Below are 21,679 nucleotides of genomic sequence, written 5' to 3' on the forward strand. Positions count from 1 at the left end.
GCCGGGGTGCGCCATGTCACCCCGGCCCGTTGCCGTACTCGCCCTCCGCCGGTACCACCTGCCGCTCCTCCGCGAAGTGGCAGGCCGAGGCGTGGGCCGCGGGGCCGGACGTGCCGCGGAAGGCGGCCGGTACCGCGAGGGCGGGGACCTCCCGGGCACAGCGTTCCTGCGCCTTCCAGCAGCGGGTGCGGAAGCGGCAGCCGGAGGGGATGTTCGTCGGGGACGGCACATCGCCGGTCAGGATGATCCGCTCACGGTGTTCGCGCGCCTCGGGGTCCGGGACCGGGACCGCCGAGAGCAGCGCCTGGGTGTAGGGGTGCGTGGGATGGTCGTAGATCTCGGCGTTCCCGCCGGTCTCCACGATCCGCCCGAGGTACATCACGGCCACCCGGTCGGAGATGTGCCGGACGACGGACAGGTCGTGCGCGATGAAGACATAGGAGAGGTCGAACTCCGACTGGAGGCGGTCCAGGAGGTTGATCACCTGGGCCTGGACCGAGACGTCGAGGGCGGACACCGGCTCGTCGGCGACGATCACCTCCGGGCGCAGGGCCAACCCACGTGCGATGCCGATGCGCTGGCGCTGGCCGCCGGAGAACTGGTGCGGGTAGCGGTTGACGTACTCCGGGTTGAGGCCGACCACGTCCAGCAGCTCCTGGACCCGGCGGCGGCGGTCCCCCTTGGGCGCGGCCTCGGGGTGGATGTCGTACGGCTCCCCGACGATGTCCCCGACCGTCATACGGGGGTTGAGGGAGGTGTACGGGTCCTGGAAGACCATCTGGATGTTGCGGCGGACCGCCTTGAGGGCCTTGCCGGACAGCCGGGTGATGTCCTCGCCCTTGAACCTGATGGAGCCGGCCGTGGGACGTTCGAGATGGCAGAGCATCTTCGCGACCGTCGACTTGCCGCAGCCCGACTCCCCGACGATGCCGAGGGTCTCCCCCCTGCCGAGGGTGAAGTCGACGCCGTCGACGGCCTTCACCGCGCCGACCTGCTTCCTGAACAGGACGCCCCGGGTGAGCGGGTAGTGCTTGACCAGTCCGGTCACCTCGAGGATCGGCTCAGTGGGCGCGGCCATGCAGGCACTCCCTCCAGAAGTGGCAGGCGCTGCCGCGTACGCCGGAGACCTCGTACAGCGGGGGTTCGTCGGTGCGGCAGACGTCCCTCGCCATCGGGCAGCGCGGGTGGAAGGAGCAGCCGGGCGGGATGTCCGTCAGGTTCGGCGGCAGGCCCTTGATGGCGTACAGCTCCTGTCCCTTCTGGTCCAGGCGGGGGACGGAGTCCAGCAGGCCGCGGGTGTAGGGGTGGGCGGGTGCCTTGTAGATGCCGTGCACCGGCGCCGACTCGACGATCTTCCCGGCGTACATCACGGCGATCCGGTCGGCGACGTCGGCCACGACGCCCAGGTCGTGGGTGATGAGGATGAGCCCCATGCGGTACTCGCGCTGCAGCTCGGCGAGCAGGTCCATGACCTGGGCCTGCACGGTGACGTCCAGGGCGGTGGTGGGTTCGTCGGCGATGACGAGCGCCGGTTCCAGGGCCAGCGCCATGGCGATCATGATGCGCTGGCGCATACCGCCGGAGAACTGGTGGGGATAGTCCCGCACCCGCTGGGCGGCGGCCGGGATGCGCACCCGCTCCATCAGCTCGACGGCCTTGCCGCGCGCGTCCTTCCTCGACATCCCTCGGTGCACGACGAACATCTCGCCGAGCTGGTCCCCCACGGAGAGGACGGGGTTGAGGGCCGACAGGGCGTCCTGGAAGATCATCGCCATTCCGGCGCCCCGGATCCTGCGCCGCTCCTCTTCCTTCAGCTTCAGCAGATCCCGCCCCTGGAACAGGATCTCGCCCCCGGTGATCCTGCCCGGCGGCATGTCGAGGATCCCCATGACGGCCTGCGCGGTGACGGACTTGCCCGACCCGGACTCCCCGAGCACGGCCAGCGTCTCCCCCGCACCGACCTCGTAACTCACCCCGTTGACGGCATGCGCCACCCCGTCCCGCGTCCGGAACTCCACGCACAGCCCCCGCACTTCGAGCAACACCCCACCATCACCTCAGCTTCGGATCGAGGGCGTCGCGGATGGCGTCGCCGAGCATGACGAGGACGGACACGGTGATCGCCCATGCGCCCGAGGGCCACAGCGCACCCGCGCCGCCACCCATGCCTCCCACCCCGCCCCCGGCGGCCGGGCCCACCCGCGGATCGCGGCATCGCAACACCCCACCATCACCTCAGCTTCGGATCGAGGGCGTCGCGGATGGCGTCGCCGAGCATGATGAAGGCCAGGACCGTGATGGCCAGGGCGCCCGAGGGCCACAGGAGGGCGTGGGGGGCGTTGCGGATGTACGGGGAGGCGTTGGAGATGTCGATGCCCCAGGAGACGCTGGGCGGCTTCAGGCCCACGCCGAGGTACGACAAGGTGGCCTCCAGCGCGATGTAGGTGCCGAGGGCGATGGTCGCCACCACGATCACCGGGGCCACGGCGTTCGGGGCGATGTGGCGCAGCAGGATGCGGGAGTCGGAGGCGCCGAGGGCGCGGGCGGCCTGGACGTAGTCGTTCTGTTTGGCGGTGATGACCGAGCCGCGGGCGATGCGGCTGATCTGCGGCCAGCCCAGCAGGACCATGAAGCCGATCACCGGCCAGACCGTGTTGCTGGTCACCACCGAGAGCAGGACGAGACCGCCCAGGACCACCGGGATCGCGAAGAAGATGTCGGTGATCCGGGACAGGACCGAGTCCCAGACGCCGCCGAAATAGCCCGCGAGGGCGCCCAGTACCGCGCCGACGACGGCCACGCCGAGGGTCGCCAGCACGCCCACCGTGACGGACGTACGGGCGCCGTACACCGTGCGCGTGTAGACGTTGCAGCCCTGGCCGTCGTAGCCGAAGGGCGCGCCCGGCCCCGGGCCGTCCTGGGCCCTGGCGAGGTCGCACTTCAGGGGGCTGCCGGAGGCGATCGCCGAGGGCCAGAGGGAGATGAAGACCAGGAAGACGATGACCAGGGCGGAGATCAGGAACACCGGGTTGCCGCGCAGGTCCCGCCAGGCGTCGGACCACAGCGAACGCGGCCTGCCCTCCGGGCCGCCCGGCGTCCGCTCCAGCGTGGCCGCCTCGCTCGCGCCCAGGTCCATCGCCCCGCCCATGCCGGTCCCGGCGATCGCGCCCTCGGGCTCGTACGGCTGCTCAGGCATAGCGGATCCTCGGGTCGAGTACGGCGTACAGGAGGTCGACGAGGAGGTTGGCGACCAGGAAGACCAGCACGAGGACCGTCACGAAACCGACCACCGTCTGGGTGTTCTGGCGCAGGATGCCCTGGTAGAGCTGGAAGCCGACGCCATGGATGTTGAAGATCCGCTCGGTGGCGATCGCTCCGCCCATCAGCGCGCCGATGTCGGCACCGATGAAGGTGACCACGGGGATCAGGGAGTTGCGCAGCAGGTGCCGGACGATCACCCGGCGCCGGGGCAGGCCCTTGGCGATGGCCGTACGGACGTAGTCGGACCGCTTGTTCTCGGCGATGGCGGTGCGGGTCAGCCGGGTGACATAGGCGAGGGAGACGGAGGCGAGGACGAGGCCGGGCAGGATCAGCTCGTCGTAGCTGCCGTAGCGCACGGACGGGCTGATCCACTGCCATCGGATGCCGAGCAGCAGCTGCAGCAGCAGACCGGTGACGAAGGTGGGGACGGAGATCACCACCAGGGTGGCCAGCAGCACCCCGGTGTCGACGGGCCGGCCGCGCCGCATGCCCGTCAGCACGCCCAGCGTCACGCCCACCACGATCTCGAAGAGGATCGCGACGACCGTGAGCCGGATGGTGACGGGGAACGCCGCTCCCATCAGCTCGGTGACCTTCTGGCCGTTGAAGGCGGTGCCGAAGTCACCGGTCAGGACGTTGCCCATGTAGGTCGCGTACTGCTGCCACAGCGGCTTGTCCAAGCCGAACTCCCGTTTCAGCTGGGCGGCCGTCGCCGGGTCGCAGGTCCGCTCCCCGCACAGGCCGGCGATGGGGTCGCCCATCACGTTCACCATCAGGAAGATCAGCAGCGTCGACCCGATGAACACCGGGATCATCTGGAGCAGCCGTCTCGCGACATAGCGCCCCACGGGGATCAGCCGACCTTGATCTCGTTGTAGACCGGCACGCTGAACGGGTTGAGTGCCACGTGGGAGAGCCGGGAGGTGTAGCCGGCGCTGCCGTTCTGGTACCAGAGCGGGATGGCCGCCATGTTGTCCCGGACGACCTCCTCGGCCTGCTGGAAGAGCCTGACGGCCGCCGCCCGGTCGGTCTCGGCGTTGGCCCGGTCGACGAGCCGGTCGAACCGCCTGTCGGACCACTTGCCGTCGTTGGAGGAGGCGCCCGTGTAGTACAGCGGCTGCAGGAAGTTCTGGATCAACGGGTAGTCCATCTGCCAGCCGGCCCGGAAGGGGCCGGTCATCTTCTGGTGGGTGGTCTGGTTGCGGTAGTCGGCGAAGGTGCCGATCGGGTTGCCGACGCAGGCCCTGTCGTTGCCGAGGGCGTTGTTGATGGAGTTGCACACGGCGTCCACCCACTGCCGGTGCGAGCCGGTGTCCGCGTTGTAGGTGATCGTCAGCCGGCCGCCGGGGATCCCGCCGCCCTCCTGGATGAGCTTCCGGGCCTGCGCGGGGTCGTAGTCGCAGGCGTGGCCGCACAGCCCGGGCTTGTAGCCGCCGGCCGCGCCGAGTACCGGGGAGGTCCAGTCGGTGGCCGGGGTGCGGGTGTTCCGGAAGATGGTCCCGGTGATCTGTTTGCGGTTGATCGCCATGGACAGGCCCGTGCGGACCTTCCGTGCGCCACCGGTGTTCCACTTCGGGTCGTAGTAGGGGAAGGCCAGGGTCTGCAGGATGCCGGCCGGGGTGTTGATGTAGCGGCCGTTCAGGTCGGTCTCGACGTTCTTGAGCTGGCTGGCCGGCACGTCGTCGACCAGGTCGAGGTTGCCGGCCAGCACGTCGGTGTACGCGGTGCCGCTGTCGGTGTACACCAGCAGGGTCACCCCGACGTTCCGGGCCGGGTCCGGGCCGGGGTAGGCGTCCCACTTCTTCAGGTTCATCGCGGAGCCCTTGGTGTACGACTCGATCTGGTAGGGCCCGTTGCCGACCGGCTTGCTCACCCAGGCCGCGTGGTCGGTGAAGAAGGCGCGCGGGAGGGGGGCGTAGGCCGCGTAGCCGAGGGTGTCGGGGAAGCTGGAGAACTTCTGGTGGAGGGTGACGGTGAAGGTCCTGGGGCCGGTGACCCTGAGCCCGGACAGGGTGTCGGCGGTCTGCGTGCCGGTGTCGGGGTGGACCTTGTCGTAGCCCTCGATGTAGCCGAAGAAGTACGCGTTCTTCTGGTTGTTGCGCAGGCTCGCCCCGTAGTTCCAGGCGTCCACGAAGGACCGGGCGGTGACCGGTTCGCCGTTGCTGAACGTCCAGCCCTTCTTGACGGTGACGGTGAAGTGCCGCGAGTCCGGGGTGTCGATGCGCTCGGCGAGCATGTTCTGGGCCTTGCCGGTCCTCGGGTCGTACTTCTTCAGGCCCCGGAAGATCATGTCGAGGACCTTGCCGCCCTGCACCTCGTTGGTGTTGGCGGGCTCCAGCGGGTTCTGCGGGTCGCCCCAGGAGGAGGTCAGCACGCCGGGACCGCCGAACCCGGCGCCGCCCCCGCAGGCGGTGGCCATCAGCCCCGCGGCGAGCGCGCAGCCGGCCCACCTGACGCGCGTGACCCGACGCATCCAGTGCCTCCCTCCGCGCTCACCGATCCGACACCGGTCGCCATCCGATCCACCACCGGGCGCCATCAGATCCGATACCGGCCAATATCGGCGCATCCGGCGCTTATCGCATGTGCGTCGCCGGATTGAGAGGCCTTTAGGGGGACACGTCATCCGAATGCAGACAGCCACCTGGGCGAGCGCGGACGATCTTGCGCGGACCGCGCAACAGATCTCTGTGCAACGTTGCCGAAACGTTGGATTGCGACGTGCCGATGTACGCATTTCGACACGTCACCGTCCGCATATCGAACTCATTGCCTGATTCGTCCAGTTAGTCCGATGTGAAGCACGGATTGATTACGACGTACTACCCGCGTAGCTACGGAAGAGTCAAGCCCGAGTAAAGAACGTAAAGACGCAACCAAGGCGACCGAGAATTTATTGACCTTGAATGAATTGCGTTGAAAAAGTCCGGCGTAGCCCGTAGGGGAGCGCCCTGCGGAGCTTGACCACAGGGCACGGAGCATCATGACCCCCCCAACCCCTTCGTCGGCCGCCCCTCTAGAGGTGACCAAAGAAGACAGCGCCACATCGGCGAAGCCCGGCAACCCGAAGGGCACCGAGAGCCGCTCCCCGGGACGGCTGGCCTGGACCCGCTTCAAGCGGGACCGTTCGGGCGTCATATCCGCCTTCGTGGTGATCCTCTTCTTCGTCGTGGGCATCGCCGCGCCGCTGATCGCCAAGCTGTACGGCAAGGACCCGTACACCACGTACGGCATGAACATCCCGGGCCTGCTCAACCAGTTCAACTACCCGATCAAGCCCAACGGCGGCATCAGCTCCGACTTCTGGTTCGGCATCGAGCCGCAGCTCGGGCGGGACGTCTTCACCTTCCTGCTGTACGGCATCCGCAACTCGCTGCTGATCGCCACGGCCGCCGCCCTGCTGACAGTCCTGATGGGCGTCGTCATCGGCATCACCGCCGGCTACCTGGGCGGCAAGACGGACTACTTCGTCGGCCGCGTGATCGACATCCTGCTGGCGTTCCCGCAGACCCTGTTCTTCATCGCCTTCTGGCCGGTGGTCATCGCGATCTTCGTCGCGCCGACGGACAACACGCCGGTCTGGCTGACCGTCACCAGCCTCATCCTCGTGATGACGGCCTTCGGCTGGGCCTCCATCGCGCGTCTGCTGCGCGGCGAGGTACTCGCCCTGCGCGAGCGCGAGTTCGTCGAGGCGGCCAAGGTCACCGGCGCCTCCCCGGCCCGGATCATCTTCAAGGAACTGCTGCCCAACCTGTGGACGCCGATCCTCATCCAGGCGACGCTGCTCCTGCCGACCTACGTCACCACGGAGGCGGCCCTCGCCTTCCTCGGCGTCGGCCTCTCGGACCCCACCCCCGACTGGGGCGTGATGATCCAGAACGGCGCCAAGGTGTACCAGGACGACATCACCTTCATGCTCTTCCCGGGCGTGGCCATGGTGATCTTCGTCGTCGCCTTCAACCTCCTCGGCGACTCGGTCCGCGACGCCCTGGACCCGAAGACCAAGCGCTGAGTTCCGCCCCGGCCGGGCGACGGGGCCCGGCCAGGCGAAGCACCTCTTTTCCTCCACTACGAACGGGTCAGCCATGTCTCTCTCCCGCAGAAACTTCGTCATCGCCACCTCTGTCGCGGCCGCAGGCTCGACGCTGCTGTCCGCGTGCAGCAGCGGCGGCGGGGGTGGCGGCAACAACCCGACCGACGGTGCCACCTCCTACACGGCCGCCAAGGTCGCCATCGGCACCAAGGCCGACTCGACCGGCCCGGCCCCGGAGATCCCCGGCGCGAAGAAGGGCGGCACGATCTACGGCCTGTCGCCGCAGGACTTCTCGCACCTGGACCCGCAGCGCATCTACTACGCGTACAACTCCTCGGCCGCGCTGCTCATGCACCGCTGCCTGACCGGCTACAAGACCGACGCCCAGGGTCACCAGACGCTGGTCGGCGACCTCGCCACCGACACCGGCACCCCTTCCAAGGACAACAAGACCTGGACCTTCACGCTGAAGGAGGGTCTGAAGTGGGAGGACGGCAGCGAGCTGACCGTCGAGGACGTGCGCCACGGCATCGAGCGCCTGTGGGCCCCGTTCATCACCGAGTCCGCCACCTACGTCCAGATGGCGCTGACCGGCAAGGGCGCCAAGTGGCGTGACGCCTACGAGGGTCCGTACAAGGGCAAGCACCTCGACTCGATCGTCACCGACAAGGCGAAGCGCACGATCACCTTCCACCTGGCCGAGCCCAAGCCGGACTTCAACTTCACGCTCGGCATGCACTCGTACGCCGCCACCTCGCCGAAGCTGGACACCAAGGAGAAGTACGACAAGCGGCCGGCCGCCTGCGGTCCGTACAAGATCAAGGCGCACACGACCGACAAGTCGATGGTCCTGGTCCGCAACCCGCACTGGGACCCGGCGACCGACTCGATCCGCAACGCCTACCCGGACAGCTTCGAGTTCTCCTTCGGCATCACGATCCTGGAGTCCACCGACCGCTTCATCGCGGACCAGGGCAACGACAAGCAGGCGGTGTCGATCTACAAGGAAGTCCCGGCCGAGCGCATCCAGAAGGTGCTCACCGACCCGCAGCTGAAGGCGCGTACCTTCAACGGCCTCCTCACCGGTCTGTACTACTACGCGATCAACACCAAGCGCGTCACCGACCTCAAGGTCCGCCAGGCCCTGAACCACGCCTGGCCGCTGCAGCAGATCCGGCAGATCTACGGCGGCCCCACCGCCGGTGACTTCGCGACCTCGATCATGAGCCCGGACCTCATCGGGTACGAGAAGTACGACCTCTACGGCAAGACCGCCAAGCCGCAGGGCGACCCGGAGAAGTCCAAGGCGCTCCTGAAGGAGGCCGGCAAGCTGGGCATGAAGGTCGTCTACGCGTTCCCGAACGACCCGACCTACATGAAGACCAAGGTCGTCATCGAGAACGCGCTGAAGGCGGCCGGCTTCGAGCCGGTCATGAAGCCGATCGACCAGACCACGTACTACGACCAGATCCAGCAGATCGACAACAGCTACGACGTGATGTGGTTCGGCTGGTCCCCGGACTGGCCGACCGCCTACACCGTGATCCAGCCGCTGTTCGACGGTGCCGCCATCGGCAACGGCCAGAACAACATCTCGCAGACCAACATCAGCTGGATCAACGAGGGCATCAAGAAGAACGCGGTGATCGCCGACCAGCAGGAGGCGGGCAAGGCCTGGGCCGCGCTGGACAAGCGGATCATGCAGGAGGTCGCGCCGATCATTCCGGAGACCTTCCAGCGCCGCTACTACCTGCACGGCTCGAAGGTCGGCGGCGCCCAGATGGACCCGCAGTTCGCCTCGACCCTGCTGTACAAGACCTTCGTGAAGGCCTGACGTACGACCCCCGGCGGGGCGGCCCCGGTGCCGCCCCGCCCTCTCCACCCCCTACGGCATCCGTCAGGAAAACCCAACTGCCATGCTCCGCTTCCTCATCCGCCGGACCCTCGGCGCCGCTGTGATCCTGCTGATCATCAGCGCCCTGGTGTTCGTCCTGTTCTACGCCGCTCCGCGCGACCCCGCCCGCATCGCGTGCGGCAAGGTCTGCACACCCGAGACCCTGGCCCTGGTGAAGAAGAACCTGGGGATCGACCACTCGCTCCCCGTGCAGTACTGGGACTGGCTCAAGGGCCTGTTCGTGGGGCGTGACTACACCTCGTACGGGCGCTGCGACGCGCCGTGCCTCGGCTACTCGTTCCAGAACCGCGAGCCGGTCATGGCCACCATCGAGGACCGCTTCCCGACCACGCTCTCCCTGGCCATCGGCAGCTCCGTGGTCTTCCTGATCTTCGGTGTCGGCACGGGCATGCTGGCCGCGGTGAAGCAGGGCAAGGCCCTCGACAAGATCGCGAGCTCGGCCTCGCTGGTCGCGTCCTCGATGCAGATCTTCGTCGTCGGTGTCCTCGCCACGTACCTCCTCGTGGACCAGTTGCACCTGATGGACCGCGCCAGCTACACGCCGTTCACCGACGACCCGGGCAAGTGGTTCAGCGGTCTGCTGGTGCCGTGGCTGGTGCTGTCGCTGATCTTCACCGCCAACTACACCCGTATGACGCGCTCCCAGCTGGTCGAGTCGCTCAGCGAGGACTACGTCCGTACGGCCCGCGCCAAGGGCCTCTCCCGCCGGTCGGTGTTCTTCCGCTTCGCCTGGCGCGGCGCGATGGGCCCGATCATCACCATCTTCGGCCTCGACCTCGGCCAGCTGCTCGGCGGCGCGATCATCACCGAGTGGACCTTCAGCCTCCAGGGCATCGGCGCCCTCTCGGTGAAGGCGGTCGGCACCAACGACCTTCCGGTGCTGCTCGGCGTCGTCCTCGTCGCCGCCGCCGCGATCGTCGTTTCCAACATCATCGTCGACGCCGTGTACGCACTCGTCGACCCGCGCGTGCGCCTCGCCTAAGGAGAGATCATGAGCACCCCCTTCCTCTCCCTGCGCGACCTGCGGGTCCACTTCTCGACCGAGGACGGCGTCGTCAAGGCCGTCGACGGGCTCTCCTTCGACCTGGAGAAGGGCAAGACCCTCGGCATCGTCGGTGAGTCCGGCTCCGGCAAGTCCGTCACCAACATGGCGATCCTGGGCCTGCACGACCCGCGGAACACCACGCTGGACGGCGAGATCCTGCTCGACGGCAAGGAGCTGATCAGCGCCTCCGAGTCCGAGCTGGAGAAGCTGCGCGGCAACAAGATGTCCATGATCTTCCAGGACGCGCTGGCCTCGCTCTCGCCGTACCACACCATCGGCGCGCAGATCGCCGAGACGTACCGCAAGCACACCGGCGCCTCCAAGAAGGAAGCGCGGGACCGTGCGATCGAGATGCTCCGCCGGGTCGGCATCCCCCAGCCCGACACCCGCGTGGACGACTACCCGCACCAGTTCTCCGGCGGTATGCGCCAGCGCGCGATGATCGCCATGGCCCTGGTCTGCGACCCCGAGCTGCTCATCGCCGACGAGCCGACCACGGCCCTCGACGTGACGGTCCAGGCCCAGATCATGGACCTGCTCAAGGACCTCCAGCAGGAGTTCGGCACGGCGATCATCTTCATCACGCACGACCTGGGCGTGATCGCCGACATCGCGGACGACGTGCTGGTGATGTACGGCGGCCGGTGCGTGGAGCGCGGCACCAAGAAGCAGGTGCTGAGCACCCCGGACCACCCCTACACCCTCGGCCTGCTGAACTCGATGCCGAGCCTGGACGGGCCGGTCGACGTGCCGCTCACCCCCATCCCCGGCTCCCCGCCCTCGCTGCTCAACCCGCCCTCCGGCTGCCGCTTCCACCCGCGCTGCGCGTTCCCCGAGAAGGTCGCGGGCGGTCTGTGCTCGACCGAGCGCCCGACGCTGGAGGTGACCGAGGGCCGCGGCTCCGCCTGCCACCTCACCGCCGACCAGAAGCGGGACCTCTTCGCCGACTTCGCCGCAACCCGGCACAACTGACGGACACCAGACGGGACTTCACACCATGAGCAACACGAACCCCCTCCTGGACGTCTCCGGGCTCACCAAGCACTTCCCGATCAAGGGCGGCTTCCCGATCCGCCGTACGGTCGGCGCCGTGCAGGCGGTCGACGGCCTGGACTTCCAGGTGGCCGAGGGCGAGAGCCTGGGCCTGGTCGGCGAGTCGGGCTGCGGCAAGTCGACCACGGGCCGGCTGATCACCCGCCTCCTGGAACCGACCGGCGGCACGATCACCTACCGCGGGCAGGACATCACGCACGCGGACCGCAGGAAGCTCGCCCCGATCCGCTCCGAGATCCAGATGATCTTCCAGGACCCGTACGCCTCGCTGAACCCGCGGCAGACGGTCGGCAAGATCATCTCGGGTCCGATGGAGATCAACGACGTCAACCCGGCCGGCGGCCGCGAGAAGCGCGTCCGTGAACTCCTGGAGATCGTCGGCCTCAACCCCGAGCACTACAACCGCTTCCCGCACGAGTTCTCCGGCGGCCAGCGCCAGCGCATCGGCGTGGCCCGCGCGCTGGCCCTGGAGCCGAAGCTGATCGTGGCGGACGAGCCCGTCTCGGCCCTCGACGTCTCCATCCAGGCACAGGTCGTCAACCTGCTCCAGAAGGTCCAGAAGGAACTGGGCATCGCGTTCGTCTTCATCGCCCACGACCTCGCGATCGTCCGGCACTTCTCGCAGCGCGTGGCGGTGATGTACCTCGGCAAGATCGTGGAGATCGCCGACCGCGACGACCTGTACGGCAACCCGCGCCACCCGTACACCCGGGCCCTGCTGTCCGCCGTACCCGAGGCGACGGTGGACACGGAGCCGCGCGAGCGCATCCGCCTGGTCGGCGACGTCCCGTCCCCGATCAACCCGCCCTCCGGCTGCCGCTTCCGCACCCGCTGCTGGAAGGCGACGGAGAAGTGCGCGACCGAGGCACCGCCGCTGGTCCAGGCCGACGGCAACAAGCCCGGCCACCTGACGGCCTGCCACTACCCGGAGACGACGGAGACGATCCCGGCCCCCCGCACCTCCAAGGACAGCCTCTCCAAGGACCCCGAGGCGGCGGCCTGACACACCCCTTTCTCCGTCAGCCGCCCCTTGCGGAACGGACTTCACCGGCCCCTTGACCCGAGCCCATGAACGTCCGCTTCCAGGGAACGAAGGCCCGCGTCTCCCCGGACGCGGGCCTTCGGCGCACCCTGCTCACTTCCCGTCGAACAGCTCCGTCGCTTCGGTGGCGTGTACGGCTCGCCGGGCCCACTCCTCCAGCCGACCCAGGTCCGCGCAGGCCATCACCCGCTCCCGGACGACATCGGGCACCGGGATGCCACGCCACTCCAGGATGCGGAGCGTCATCTCCTGACGATCCTGAATACGCCCCTGCTCCAGACCTTGCTCCAGACCTTGTTCCCGGCCCTCCTCCCGCACCTGTTCGGCCAGCGGGTGTCGCCAGAAGTACTGAATCGCCGTCATCAGATCCCTCCACGAGAACGATTGGCAGATTTGGTCCACGCCACCAGGCCCACCCATCCCCGCCCCACCCCCACCGACTCCGCCCCGTGGCCCAAAACTGCCAATCGCCCCCTGCTGTGGACCCTCGGGGCCGAGGCGCGCCACGCCCGCGCCCCAGCCCCCACCCCCATCCCCGCAGCCGCTGAACTCAGCCGGCGTCCCTGCGAGGCGCGACCGCGCACCCTGGCCGACGCCACACACGCAGCCGGCCCAAGGGACCGGTACCGGTCAGGGCCACCGCTCTTCCGGGCCGCTCGCTCGCTTCTTCCCCGGGCTGGAGCGAGGTGGGTCAAGGGTGGCCCGCAGGGCCATCGCCGAAGGCGACGCGGGAGTGGAGCGCAGCGGAACGGAAGCGCCCTTGACGCACCTCGCGGAAGCCCGACACTGACCCAGAAGCGAGCGGCCCAACGGCCACCTGCTCACTCCCTGGCGAACAGCTCCCCCGCCTCGGCGGCGTGTACGGCCCGCTGGGCCCACTCCTCCAGCTGACCCAGGTCCGCGCAGGCCATCACCCGCTCCCGGACGACATCGGGCACCGGGATGCCACGCCACTCCAGGATGCGGAGCGTCATCTCCTGACGATCCTGAATACGCCCCTGCTCCAGACCTTGCTCCAGACCTTGCTCCAGACCTTGTTCCAGACCTTGTTCCCGGCCCTCCTCGCGTACCTGTTCGGCCAGCGGGTGTCGCCAGAAGTACTGGATCGCCGTCATCAGATCCCTCCACATCTGCTTCGCCTGGGGATCGGCCAGGCAGGAGTCGACGAACTGCACGAAGACTGCGGCGCTGTCGGGGTCAATGGTCCGCAGGGCGGCGGCCAGGGATTCCAGTATGGCCGGAGCCTGCGGGCCACGCCCGTGTGTCATGGCCGAGAGCACCGCAAGGGGTACGTCCCGCTCGGCCTGCCGCTCGTCCGCGATCACCGGCACGTTGTCCGGACCCAGCACCAGCGGACGTACCGTCAGCGAGTGCCAGTCCCTGAAGCCGAGGCGGATCGGGCGGGACGCCCACCTGGCCGTAGCGCTGCTCTGGGTGATGACGATGAGCACCGGCTCGCAGCGGTACTTCTCGTACAGATAGGACAGGTAGTACGGCCAGCTGCCCCGCTTGCGCTCGTCCACCTTCCCCTGTGACTCCACCACCAGCAGATACGTGCCCTCGTCCGTCTCCGCCCGCAGCAGGGTGTCCACGCGGCGCTCGACCGGTTCGATCTCGGTGAGGTCGATGTTCAGTGCGGCGATCTCCCTCGGTTCGGGGAACGGCACGTGCAGAACCTTCTGTAACGCCTTCGTCAGCAGCGCCGGATCCTTCTGGAAGATCCGGTGCAGCGCCTCATGCGACGAGCCGACCATCAGCTCTCCTTTCCATCGCGCTGATCAACGAGCTACGCCGCCGCAAGTTCGCACCACACGTACTTCCCCCGGTCCCCGAACCGGGCCGTCGGCTGCCAGCCCCAGTAGTCCGAGCAGGCCTTCACCAACGCCAGCCCCCGCCCGTCCTCCAGTTCCAGGCCGGCCATCTGCTCCAGCGGGCGCGGCGGATCCGGCGGCGCCGGGTCGGTGTCCCACGCCCCGATCCACACCACCCCCTCCGGGCTGCGGCGGATCCTCAGCGCCGCCGGCCCCTTGGTGTGCCGTACGGCGTTGGAGACCAGCTCCGTCGCCAGCAGCTCCGCCGTGTCCACCAGTCCGATCAGACCGTGCAGGGTGAGGATCAGGCGCAGGGTGCGGCGGCAGACGGTCACCGCTCTGAGGTCGTTCGGGATGTAGAGCGTGTAGTCCCAGGTTTCGTTGTCGGGCATGCGTCATCAACTCCATTGAGGTGAAGGGGATTTCACGCAGGGTGGCAACGCCGCGTCCACGCGGTGCACTTCCGCTGCGTGTGCGTCGCGTCACTGACGGTAGACGTTAGAATTAAGGGCAGGCAAGTCGATCCCGTAATCTGACCCCCAACGAGTAGCGGAGCCCGGCACGTTGGACCAAGGAGCGGCCGATGGGGACCAAGCGCGAGCCCACCGCGCGTCAGATGCGGCTGGCCGTCGAGATGCGCAGACTTCGCGAGGCCGCGGGCCTCAGTTCCCGTGAGGCAGCGGCGCTGCTCGGCGTGAACGCCGTGCAGATCAGCCAGATCGAGGCCGGCACCTCGGGAGTGAGCGAGCAGCGTCTACGCCGCATGGCTGCCAACTACGCTTGCGCAGATGGTGGGTTCATCGACGGCTTGGTCGCGATCGCCACCGATCGAACCCAGGGCTGGTGGGAGGAGTACCGGGGTCAGCTAGCCACGCCGTTCATGGACCTGCCCGAGCTGGAGCATCACGCCCGCTTCCGCTGGGACGTGGAGTTCCTCCACATCCCCGGCCTCCTGCAGACAGAGGATTACGCCCGGTCCCTCTTCTCGTACGTCAATCCGGAGTTTCTGCCGAACGATGTCGAGCAGTGGGTTGAACACCGAATGAAGCGCAGGGTCATCATCGAGCGCCCGGACCCGGTGCCGTACGAGGCGGTCATCCACGAGGGCGCCCTGCGCATCAGGGTCGGCGACCGATCCACAGCACAGGCTCAGCTCATCCGCGTCCTGGAACTCTCCGAAGCCGACCACGTCACCGTACGCGTCATCCCCTTCGACCTGGACGACTTCGGCGGCGCGGGAAGCGCGATGGTGTACGCGGGCGGCCCCGTCCCCAAGCTGGACACTGTTGTCCGTGACGGACCCAACGGCCCGGTCTTCATCGATGCCGAAGCCCAGCTCAACCGATATCGAACGCTCTTCCGTAGGGTAGAGGCAGTGTCACTCGACCCCGACCGTTCGCGTGACTTCATCCACCGGCTGTCGAAGGAGCTGTGAGCATGCTGACCCCGGACACCTGGCGGAAGTCCTCCTTCTCCGGTGGCGGCCAGGGCGACGCCTGCGTCGAAGTCGCGCACCTGCACACCCACATAGCCATCCGCGACTCAAAGACCCCCGCAAGAGCCACCCTCACCTTCCCACCCACCACCTTCGCCTCGTTCATCAATGCCCTGAAGCAGCGAAGCTGAGAGTTGCTCAAGAACTGCACCGGAAACTGACGCGCCGTTCAGCAACGTGTGTCAGACTGCGGCGGTGGTGGATCAAGTCTTCACAGACCTCACGCTCGCCGCGCTCTACGACCACCTGAACCCCTGGGGACCGGGTGACGACTTCTACCTCGGTCTGGTGCGGGAGGCCCGCTCGGTGCTGGACATCGGGTGCGGCACCGGGCGGCTGCTGCGGCGGGCCCGGGCCGAGGGGCACCGGGGCCGGCTGATGGGCCTGGACCCGGCCCCCGCCATGCTCGTGCAGGCACGGCGCGCCCGGCCGGACGTCGAGTGGGTGCTCGGAGACATGCGCACCCGGCTGTGGGACGGGGAGTTCGAGCTCGCCGTCATGACGGGACACGCCTTCCAGGAGCTGGTCCGGGACGAGGACCTCCGCAGCTGCCTGCGCGCGGTCCGGGCGGCCCTCGCCGACGGCGGGCGGTTCGTGTTCGAGACCCGCAATCCGGCCGCCCGTGCCTGGGAGCGGTGGGTCCCGGAGCGGGTGTACGACATCACCGCCGACGACGGGACACCGGTGCACGTGTGGCACGAGGTCCAGGACGACGGGCCCGGCGGGGACCGGGTGCGGTTCACGGAGACCTACGAAGGCGACGGCTGGCCGGCCCCACGGGTGTGCCACGGCGTCCTGCGCTTCCTGGACGCGCACACGTTGCAGGACTTCCTGGCCGACGCCGGGCTGACGGTCGTGGCGCAGTACGGGGACTGGGAACGGGGGCCGCTCACCCCCACGGCCCCGGAGATCATCACCGTGGCGCGCCGCTCCTAGGGGCAGCCCCTTCAGTCCGCCGTGCCCTCCTCCAGCGCCGCCAGCGCCGGGTCCAGGACGATGTCCTCGTCCCGGGCCTCGGTGGTCGGCTCCTCCGGGAAGTGGCAGGCCGTCAGATGGCCGTCGTGGTTGCCGGAGATCCGGGTCAGCGGCGGCTCCTCGGTCGCGCACCTGTCCTGGGCCTTCCAGCAACGGGTGCGGAACCGGCAGCCGGACGGCGGGGAGATGGGGGACGGGACGTCACCGGCCAGGCGGATGCGCTCGCGTCCGCCCGCTTCCTCGGCCGCGAGGTTCACCTCGGGGACGGCGGACAGCAGGGCGTGGGTGTACGGGTGGCGCGGCCGGGTGTAGATGGAGTCGCGGTCGCCCACCTCGATGATCTTGCCGAGGTACATGACCGCCACCCGCTGCGAGAAGTGGCGGACGACGGCCAGGTCGTGGGCGATGAAGACGAACGCGATGCCCAGTTCCCTCTGGACCTTCTGGAGCAGGTTGACGACCTGCGCCTGGATGGAGACGTCGAGGGCCGAGACCGGCTCGTCCGCGACGATCAGCTTCGGCTCCAGGGCCAGCGCGCGGGCCACGCCGATGCGCTGGCGCTGGCCGCCGGAGAACTCGTGCGGGAAGCGGTTGTAGTGCTCGGGGTTGAGGCCCACGATCTCCAGGAGTTCCCGGACCCGCTTCTCACGGCCGCCCCCGGGCTGGATCCCGTTGATCTCCATCGGACTGGAGATGATCTTTCCGACCGTCTGCCGCGGGTTCAGCGACGAGTACGGGTCCTGGAAGATCATCTGGATCTCGGAGCGGATCGGGGCGAGCTGCTTGCGGGTGGCGTGGCTGATGTCCTGCCCGCGGTAGGTGATCGTGCCGCCGGTCGGCTCCAGGAGGCGGGTGATCAGCCGGCCCGTGGTCGACTTGCCGCAGCCCGACTCGCCGACCAGACCGAAGCTCTCCCCGGCGTGCACGGTGAGGTCGATCCCGTCCACGGCCTGCACCGCGCCGATCGTCCGGCGGACCGGGAAACCACCCTTGACGGGGAAGTGCTTGACCAGGCGCGAGACCCGCAACAGCGGCTCCCCCGTCGTCTCCCCTGTCGTCTCCTCTGTCATGACACTGTCCTCCTAGCCCAGACGGGGCTTGATCTCCTCGATGAAGACGGTCCGCTTCTGTTCCTCCGTGAGATGGCACGCGGAGGCCCGGTCCGGTGCCATCAGCGGACGCTCGCGCACACAGCGGCCCGTGCCCTCGACCCGGTCCTGGTAGGTGCAGCGGGGGTGGAAACGGCAGCCGGACGGCGGGGTGAGCAGTGAGGGCGGCGCACCGGGGATCGGGGACAGCTGGGCTCCGAGGTCGGAGTCCAGGCGCGGCATCGAGTTCAGCAGGCCCCAGGTGTAGGGGTGGCGCGGGGATCTGAGCACCTCGTCGACCGTGCCCCGCTCCACCGCGCTGCCCGCGTACATCACCATGATGTCGTCGGCCATGTCGGCGATCACCCCCAGGTCGTGGGTGATGAAGACGATGCCGGTTCCGAACTCCCGCTGCAGGTCCTTCAGCAGGTCCAGGATCTGCGCCTGCACCGTCACGTCCAGGGCGGTCGTCGGCTCGTCGGCGATGAGCAGGGCGGGGTCGCAGACCAGGGCCATGGCGATCATCGCGCGCTGGCGCATACCGCCGGAGAACTGGTGCGGGTAGTCCTTCGCCCGCTCAGCGGGGTTCGGGATGCCGACCTTGCCGAGCATCTCCACGGCACGCTCCCAGGCCTGCCTCTTGGAGGCGCCGTTGTGCTTCATGTACGGCTCGGCGATCTGCCGGCCGACCGTGTAGTACGGGGAGAGCGCGGTGAGCGGGTCCTGGAAGATTATGGCGACCTTGCTGCCGCGCAGCTTCTCCAGCTCGGACTCCCGGGCCGTGGTCAGCTCCTGCCCCTCCAGCAGGATTTCCCCCTCCACCATGGTGAACATGGGGTTGTGCAGGCCGAGGACGGTCAGGTTGGTCACCGACTTGCCCGAGCCGGACTCGCCGACGATGCCGAGCGTCCTGCCGCGCTCCAGGTCGAAGGAGAGCCCGTCCACGGCCCGTACGACGCCGTCCTCGGTCTTGAAACTGACGTGCAGGTCCCGTACGGAGAGGAGGGGAGTGCTCATGTGTCTCTCCTTAGGACAGCCGCACGCGCGGGTCGATGAAGGCGTAGGCGGCGTCGACGATGATGTTGAACAACAGGATCATGCTGGCGGAGAAGAGCATCACGCCGAGCAGCAGCGGCAGGTCGCTGAAGAAGACGGACTGGACGGCGAGGTTGCCCAGCCCCGGCAGACCGAAGGTGTACTCGGTGATGATGGCGCCGCCGAACAGCGAGCCCAGATCGATGCCGAAGATGGTGACGATCGGGATCAGCGAGCCGCGCCAGGCGTAGCGGAAGAAGACGTATCCGCGGGACATGCCCTTGGCCCGGGCGGTGCGGACGTGCTCCTCCTGGAGCTGTTCGATCATCGAGGAGCGCGCCATACGGGTGTACTGCGCGGCGAAGATCGTGGAGAGGATCACCCACGGAATGAGCAGGCCGGTGAACCAGGTGACCGGGTCCCGGGTGAACTCGTTGTAGGCGGGCTTGTCGAACCAGTGGGTCTGGTAGACGAGGACCGCCAGGGCCAGCGGGCCGAGGAAGTAGATCTGCAGCGAGCTGATCACCATGGCGCCGGCGGTGGCCGTCTTGTCGATCAGCGTGCCGCGCCGCCAGGCGGCGAGCAGCCCGGTGCCGAGCCCGACGATCAGGAAGCACACGGCCGCGCCCAGGGTGAGCGAGACGGTGGTGGGCAGCCGGTCCATCAGGGTGCCCCAGACCTGCTCGTTGGTGTGGTACGAGTAGCCGAAGCAGGGGGCGGGGCAGGGCCCCTGGTCGAACTGGCTGCTGCCCAGGACGAGGTTGTGCAGGAAGATCCAGTACTGCTCGGTGATGGGTTTGTCGAGGCCGAGCACATGGTGGATGTTCGCGATGCTGTCGGGGTTGCAGGTCTTGCCGCACATCATCAGCGCCGGGTCCCGGGGCACCCCGAAGAACAGCACGAACGTGACGATGCTCAGCAGGAACAGAATGACGACGGCACCGATGATCCGGCGGACGAGGAAGCGCAGCATGACAGGGCAGCTCTCAGACGTCGGCGGCCTCGGCGGTACCCGGCGCCCTCCGTCGACGGGAGCGCGCCGGGTACCGGGCGGGGACGGTTACTTGATGAAGAGGCGACGCGGGTCGACGCCGCCGATCACGTCGTCGTAGACGAGGCCGCCGACCTGGGAGCCGGCGATCTGGGCCTGCTTGTAGTACGCGGTCGGGACGACGTTGACGACGTCCTTGACGATGTACTGGTCGAGCTTCTCCCACTCGGCCGCCGACTTGACCGGGTCGGTGATCTTGTTGATCCGGTCTATCTCGCTGTTGATCTTCGGGTCGTTGACCTGCGAGTAGTTCTGCGCGCCGTCGGCGATCACCCGGCCGTCGTACAGCGGCGGGAGCACGGTCGAGGCGGACGGCCAGTCGGCACCCCACGCGGTGTGGAAGATGTCGTAGTTGTTGTTCAGCTTGGAGACCTGGTCGTAGTAGGTCTCGGAGGGGATCTCCTGGCGCTGGACGTCGAAGCCGGCCTTCTTCAGGCCCGCCGCCATGGCGGTGGAGTACTGCTGGCCCTCGGGGGTGTTGATGTAGCCGAAGGTCAGCTTCATGTTGAGCTTGCCGGCCTTCTTCAGCAGCTCACGGGCCTTGCCCGGGTCACCGGCGGGCTTCTCCTTCTTGCCCCACGGGTCGAAGGAGGGGTCGTAGCCGGAGACGGTCGGGGAGATCAGGCCGCCCGCGACCTCCATGGCGTCGGTGCCGCCGTAGGCGCGCAGGAACGGGGTGATCGGCAGCGCGTAGGCGATGGCCTCGCGGACCGTCTTGTCCTGCATGGCCTTGTGGCTCATGTTGATGTTCATCTGGCCGACGTAGGGCTGGTAGCCGGAGACCGTGCGGGACTTCATCTTCGGGTCCCTGAGGACCCGCGACAGGTTGCCCGCGTCGACCTGGTTGTTGAAGCTGATGCCGGTCCGGTCGGCGCCGCTGTCGGCCAGCAGGGCCTTGGTGGAGGTCTCGTACTGCTGGTTGAACGTGATGTTGAACTGGTCCACGTACTGGTGCCGGATCGGGTCCGTCTTCGGGTCCCAGTTCGTGTTCTTCACCAGCACCATCGACTTGCCGGACTTGAACGACTGGATCTTGTACGGGCCGGACACCACCGGGGCCTTGTCGTAGCGCTGCTTGGTGTCGCCCTTCTCCGAGACCACCGCGTAGCCGGCCATCGCCAGCGCGTAGGGCAGGTCGGGGTGCGGGGTCTTGAAGTGGAAGACGACGGTCTTCGCGTCCGGGGTCTCCAGGACGGAGTCGGGCAGGTGCTTGCCCTTGTACGGCCCGTCCGGCAGCAGCTTGCGGTAGGCAGCGCCGGAGGCGTTGGCGAGCCACTGCTGGAGGTAGGCGGGGCCCTGGTTGATGAACGGCGCGAAGAGCCGCTCGACGCTGTGCCGGATGTCCTTGGACGTGATCGGCGTGCCGTCCTGGAACTTGATGCCGTCCTTGAGCGTGTACTTCCAGGTCTTGCCGCCGTCGCTGGTGGTCCCGGAGTCGGTGGCGAGGTCGCCGACCACCTCGTGCTTGCTGCCGTCGTCGCTCGTGGCCTTGTAGCCGGTCAGACCTCTGTGCAGCAGCTGCGCCACGGACATCTGGTCCGAGACGTATATCTGGCCCGGGTCGAGGTGCGCGTACGAGTCCCGCTGGAGCACCTCCATGGTGCCGCCCGGTTTGGCGCCGGGCACGGGAGCCGCCGGGCCGGTGGAGTCCGCCGGGCCACCGAACTTGATCGACGCCTGCTGCCGCTTGGCGTTCTCCTGGTCCTTCTTGCCGTCGGCGCTGCTGTCGCTGCCGCCCTTGCTGCAGCCGGTGAGCACGAGAGCTCCGGCAGCGAGCACGGAGAGTGCGCCGTATGCGTGGCGTCCGCCCCTACTCATCACGAAATTTCCCACCCATCTGCGAAAAGTGACGATCCGTGTGGTTGACGTGGTGCC

At 68.1% G+C, this 21,679-nt stretch carries 20 protein-coding genes; 8 read left to right on the top strand and 12 right to left on the bottom strand.

Annotated elements, in window-relative coordinates:
- Positions 1–16: 16 nt before the first annotated feature.
- The 5 genes from ABT171_RS01125 to ABT171_RS01145 form a co-directional block, all read right to left on the bottom strand.
- Complete coding sequence (locus ABT171_RS01125) at positions 17–1,078, bottom strand: ABC transporter ATP-binding protein (RefSeq protein WP_351238401.1); 1,062 nt, start codon at positions 1,076–1,078, stop codon at positions 17–19.
- Positions 1,062–2,045 carry an ABC transporter ATP-binding protein gene (locus ABT171_RS01130; protein WP_351238403.1) on the bottom strand — a complete coding sequence of 328 codons (984 nt, stop codon included), beginning with the start codon at positions 2,043–2,045 and terminating at the stop codon, positions 1,062–1,064. The genes ABT171_RS01125 and ABT171_RS01130 overlap by 17 nt, the downstream gene beginning before the upstream one ends.
- A gap of 185 nt (positions 2,046–2,230) precedes the next feature.
- The gene (locus ABT171_RS01135; RefSeq protein WP_351238405.1) at positions 2,231–3,196 is read right to left on the bottom strand and encodes an ABC transporter permease; all 966 of its coding nucleotides are present in this window, start codon (positions 3,194–3,196) and stop codon (positions 2,231–2,233) included.
- On the bottom strand, positions 3,189–4,109 hold the full coding sequence (locus tag ABT171_RS01140; protein ID WP_351238407.1) for an ABC transporter permease: 921 nt from the start codon (positions 4,107–4,109) through the stop codon (positions 3,189–3,191). The genes ABT171_RS01135 and ABT171_RS01140 overlap by 8 nt, the downstream gene beginning before the upstream one ends.
- A 5-nt stretch (positions 4,110–4,114) precedes the next feature.
- Complete coding sequence (locus ABT171_RS01145; RefSeq protein ID WP_351238410.1) at positions 4,115–5,734, bottom strand: peptide ABC transporter substrate-binding protein; 1,620 nt, start codon at positions 5,732–5,734, stop codon at positions 4,115–4,117.
- Between the two features lie 510 nt (positions 5,735–6,244).
- Here ABT171_RS01145 and ABT171_RS01150 point away from each other — a divergent pair.
- The 5 genes from ABT171_RS01150 to ABT171_RS01170 all read left to right on the top strand — a co-directional run bounded on the left by ABT171_RS01150 (position 6,245) and on the right by ABT171_RS01170 (position 12,310).
- Positions 6,245–7,273 carry an ABC transporter permease gene (locus ABT171_RS01150; protein WP_351238412.1) on the top strand — a complete coding sequence of 343 codons (1,029 nt, stop codon included), beginning with the start codon at positions 6,245–6,247 and terminating at the stop codon, positions 7,271–7,273.
- Between the two features lie 73 nt (positions 7,274–7,346).
- Positions 7,347–9,128: an ABC transporter substrate-binding protein gene (locus ABT171_RS01155; RefSeq protein ID WP_351238414.1), complete on the top strand. Its 1,782-nt coding sequence runs from the start codon at positions 7,347–7,349 to the stop codon at positions 9,126–9,128.
- A gap of 82 nt (positions 9,129–9,210) precedes the next feature.
- Positions 9,211–10,191: an ABC transporter permease gene (locus ABT171_RS01160; protein WP_351238416.1), complete on the top strand. Its 981-nt coding sequence runs from the start codon at positions 9,211–9,213 to the stop codon at positions 10,189–10,191.
- Positions 10,192–10,200: 9 nt separating this feature from the next.
- Positions 10,201–11,226 (top strand): ABC transporter ATP-binding protein, encoded by a 1,026-nt coding sequence (locus tag ABT171_RS01165; protein WP_351238418.1) that lies wholly within the window; start codon positions 10,201–10,203, stop codon positions 11,224–11,226.
- Between the two features lie 25 nt (positions 11,227–11,251).
- Positions 11,252–12,310: an ABC transporter ATP-binding protein gene (locus ABT171_RS01170; protein WP_351238420.1), complete on the top strand. Its 1,059-nt coding sequence runs from the start codon at positions 11,252–11,254 to the stop codon at positions 12,308–12,310.
- 132 nt (positions 12,311–12,442) lie between these two features.
- Here the strand turns inward: ABT171_RS01170 and ABT171_RS01175 are convergent, their stop codons facing one another.
- The 3 genes from ABT171_RS01175 to ABT171_RS01185 all read right to left on the bottom strand — a co-directional run bounded on the left by ABT171_RS01175 (position 12,443) and on the right by ABT171_RS01185 (position 14,552).
- The gene (locus ABT171_RS01175) at positions 12,443–12,712 is read right to left on the bottom strand and encodes a hypothetical protein (protein ID WP_503072613.1); all 270 of its coding nucleotides are present in this window, start codon (positions 12,710–12,712) and stop codon (positions 12,443–12,445) included.
- A gap of 458 nt (positions 12,713–13,170) precedes the next feature.
- A complete protein-coding gene (locus tag ABT171_RS01180) occupies positions 13,171–14,103 on the bottom strand; it encodes an RpnC/YadD family protein (RefSeq protein ID WP_351238422.1) in 933 nt (310 codons plus the stop codon).
- Between the two features lie 32 nt (positions 14,104–14,135).
- Positions 14,136–14,552, bottom strand: coding sequence for an ATP-binding protein (locus tag ABT171_RS01185; RefSeq protein ID WP_351238424.1), 417 nt, complete (start codon positions 14,550–14,552; stop codon positions 14,136–14,138).
- Positions 14,553–14,743: 191 nt separating this feature from the next.
- Between ABT171_RS01185 and ABT171_RS01190 the strand changes: the two genes are divergently transcribed.
- From ABT171_RS01190 to ABT171_RS01200, 3 genes are all read left to right on the top strand, one after another.
- Positions 14,744–15,595 carry a helix-turn-helix domain-containing protein gene (locus ABT171_RS01190; RefSeq protein WP_351238426.1) on the top strand — a complete coding sequence of 284 codons (852 nt, stop codon included), beginning with the start codon at positions 14,744–14,746 and terminating at the stop codon, positions 15,593–15,595.
- A 2-nt stretch (positions 15,596–15,597) separates the two neighbouring features.
- Positions 15,598–15,786 carry a DUF397 domain-containing protein gene (locus ABT171_RS01195; RefSeq protein WP_351238428.1) on the top strand — a complete coding sequence of 63 codons (189 nt, stop codon included), beginning with the start codon at positions 15,598–15,600 and terminating at the stop codon, positions 15,784–15,786.
- A gap of 64 nt (positions 15,787–15,850) precedes the next feature.
- Positions 15,851–16,591, top strand: coding sequence for a class I SAM-dependent methyltransferase (locus ABT171_RS01200; RefSeq protein WP_351238430.1), 741 nt, complete (start codon positions 15,851–15,853; stop codon positions 16,589–16,591).
- An 11-nt stretch (positions 16,592–16,602) separates the two neighbouring features.
- On the opposite strand, the gene ABT171_RS01205 is transcribed toward ABT171_RS01200, so the two are convergent.
- The 4 genes from ABT171_RS01205 to ABT171_RS01220 all read right to left on the bottom strand — a co-directional run bounded on the left by ABT171_RS01205 (position 16,603) and on the right by ABT171_RS01220 (position 21,622).
- Complete coding sequence (locus ABT171_RS01205; protein WP_351238432.1) at positions 16,603–17,700, bottom strand: ABC transporter ATP-binding protein; 1,098 nt, start codon at positions 17,698–17,700, stop codon at positions 16,603–16,605.
- Positions 17,701–17,712: 12 nt separating this feature from the next.
- Entirely contained in the window at positions 17,713–18,735 is a 1,023-nt protein-coding gene (locus tag ABT171_RS01210) for an ABC transporter ATP-binding protein (RefSeq protein ID WP_351238434.1), read from the bottom strand.
- A 10-nt stretch (positions 18,736–18,745) separates the two neighbouring features.
- On the bottom strand, positions 18,746–19,726 hold the full coding sequence (locus ABT171_RS01215; protein WP_351238435.1) for an ABC transporter permease: 981 nt from the start codon (positions 19,724–19,726) through the stop codon (positions 18,746–18,748).
- A gap of 87 nt (positions 19,727–19,813) precedes the next feature.
- Positions 19,814–21,622 carry an ABC transporter substrate-binding protein gene (locus tag ABT171_RS01220; RefSeq protein WP_351238436.1) on the bottom strand — a complete coding sequence of 603 codons (1,809 nt, stop codon included), beginning with the start codon at positions 21,620–21,622 and terminating at the stop codon, positions 19,814–19,816.
- Between the last annotated feature and the right edge of the window lie 57 nt (positions 21,623–21,679).

Origin of the sequence: Streptomyces sp. NPDC001851, assembly GCF_040297165.1 — a bacterium.
GTDB lineage: Bacteria > Actinomycetota > Actinomycetes > Streptomycetales > Streptomycetaceae > Streptomyces.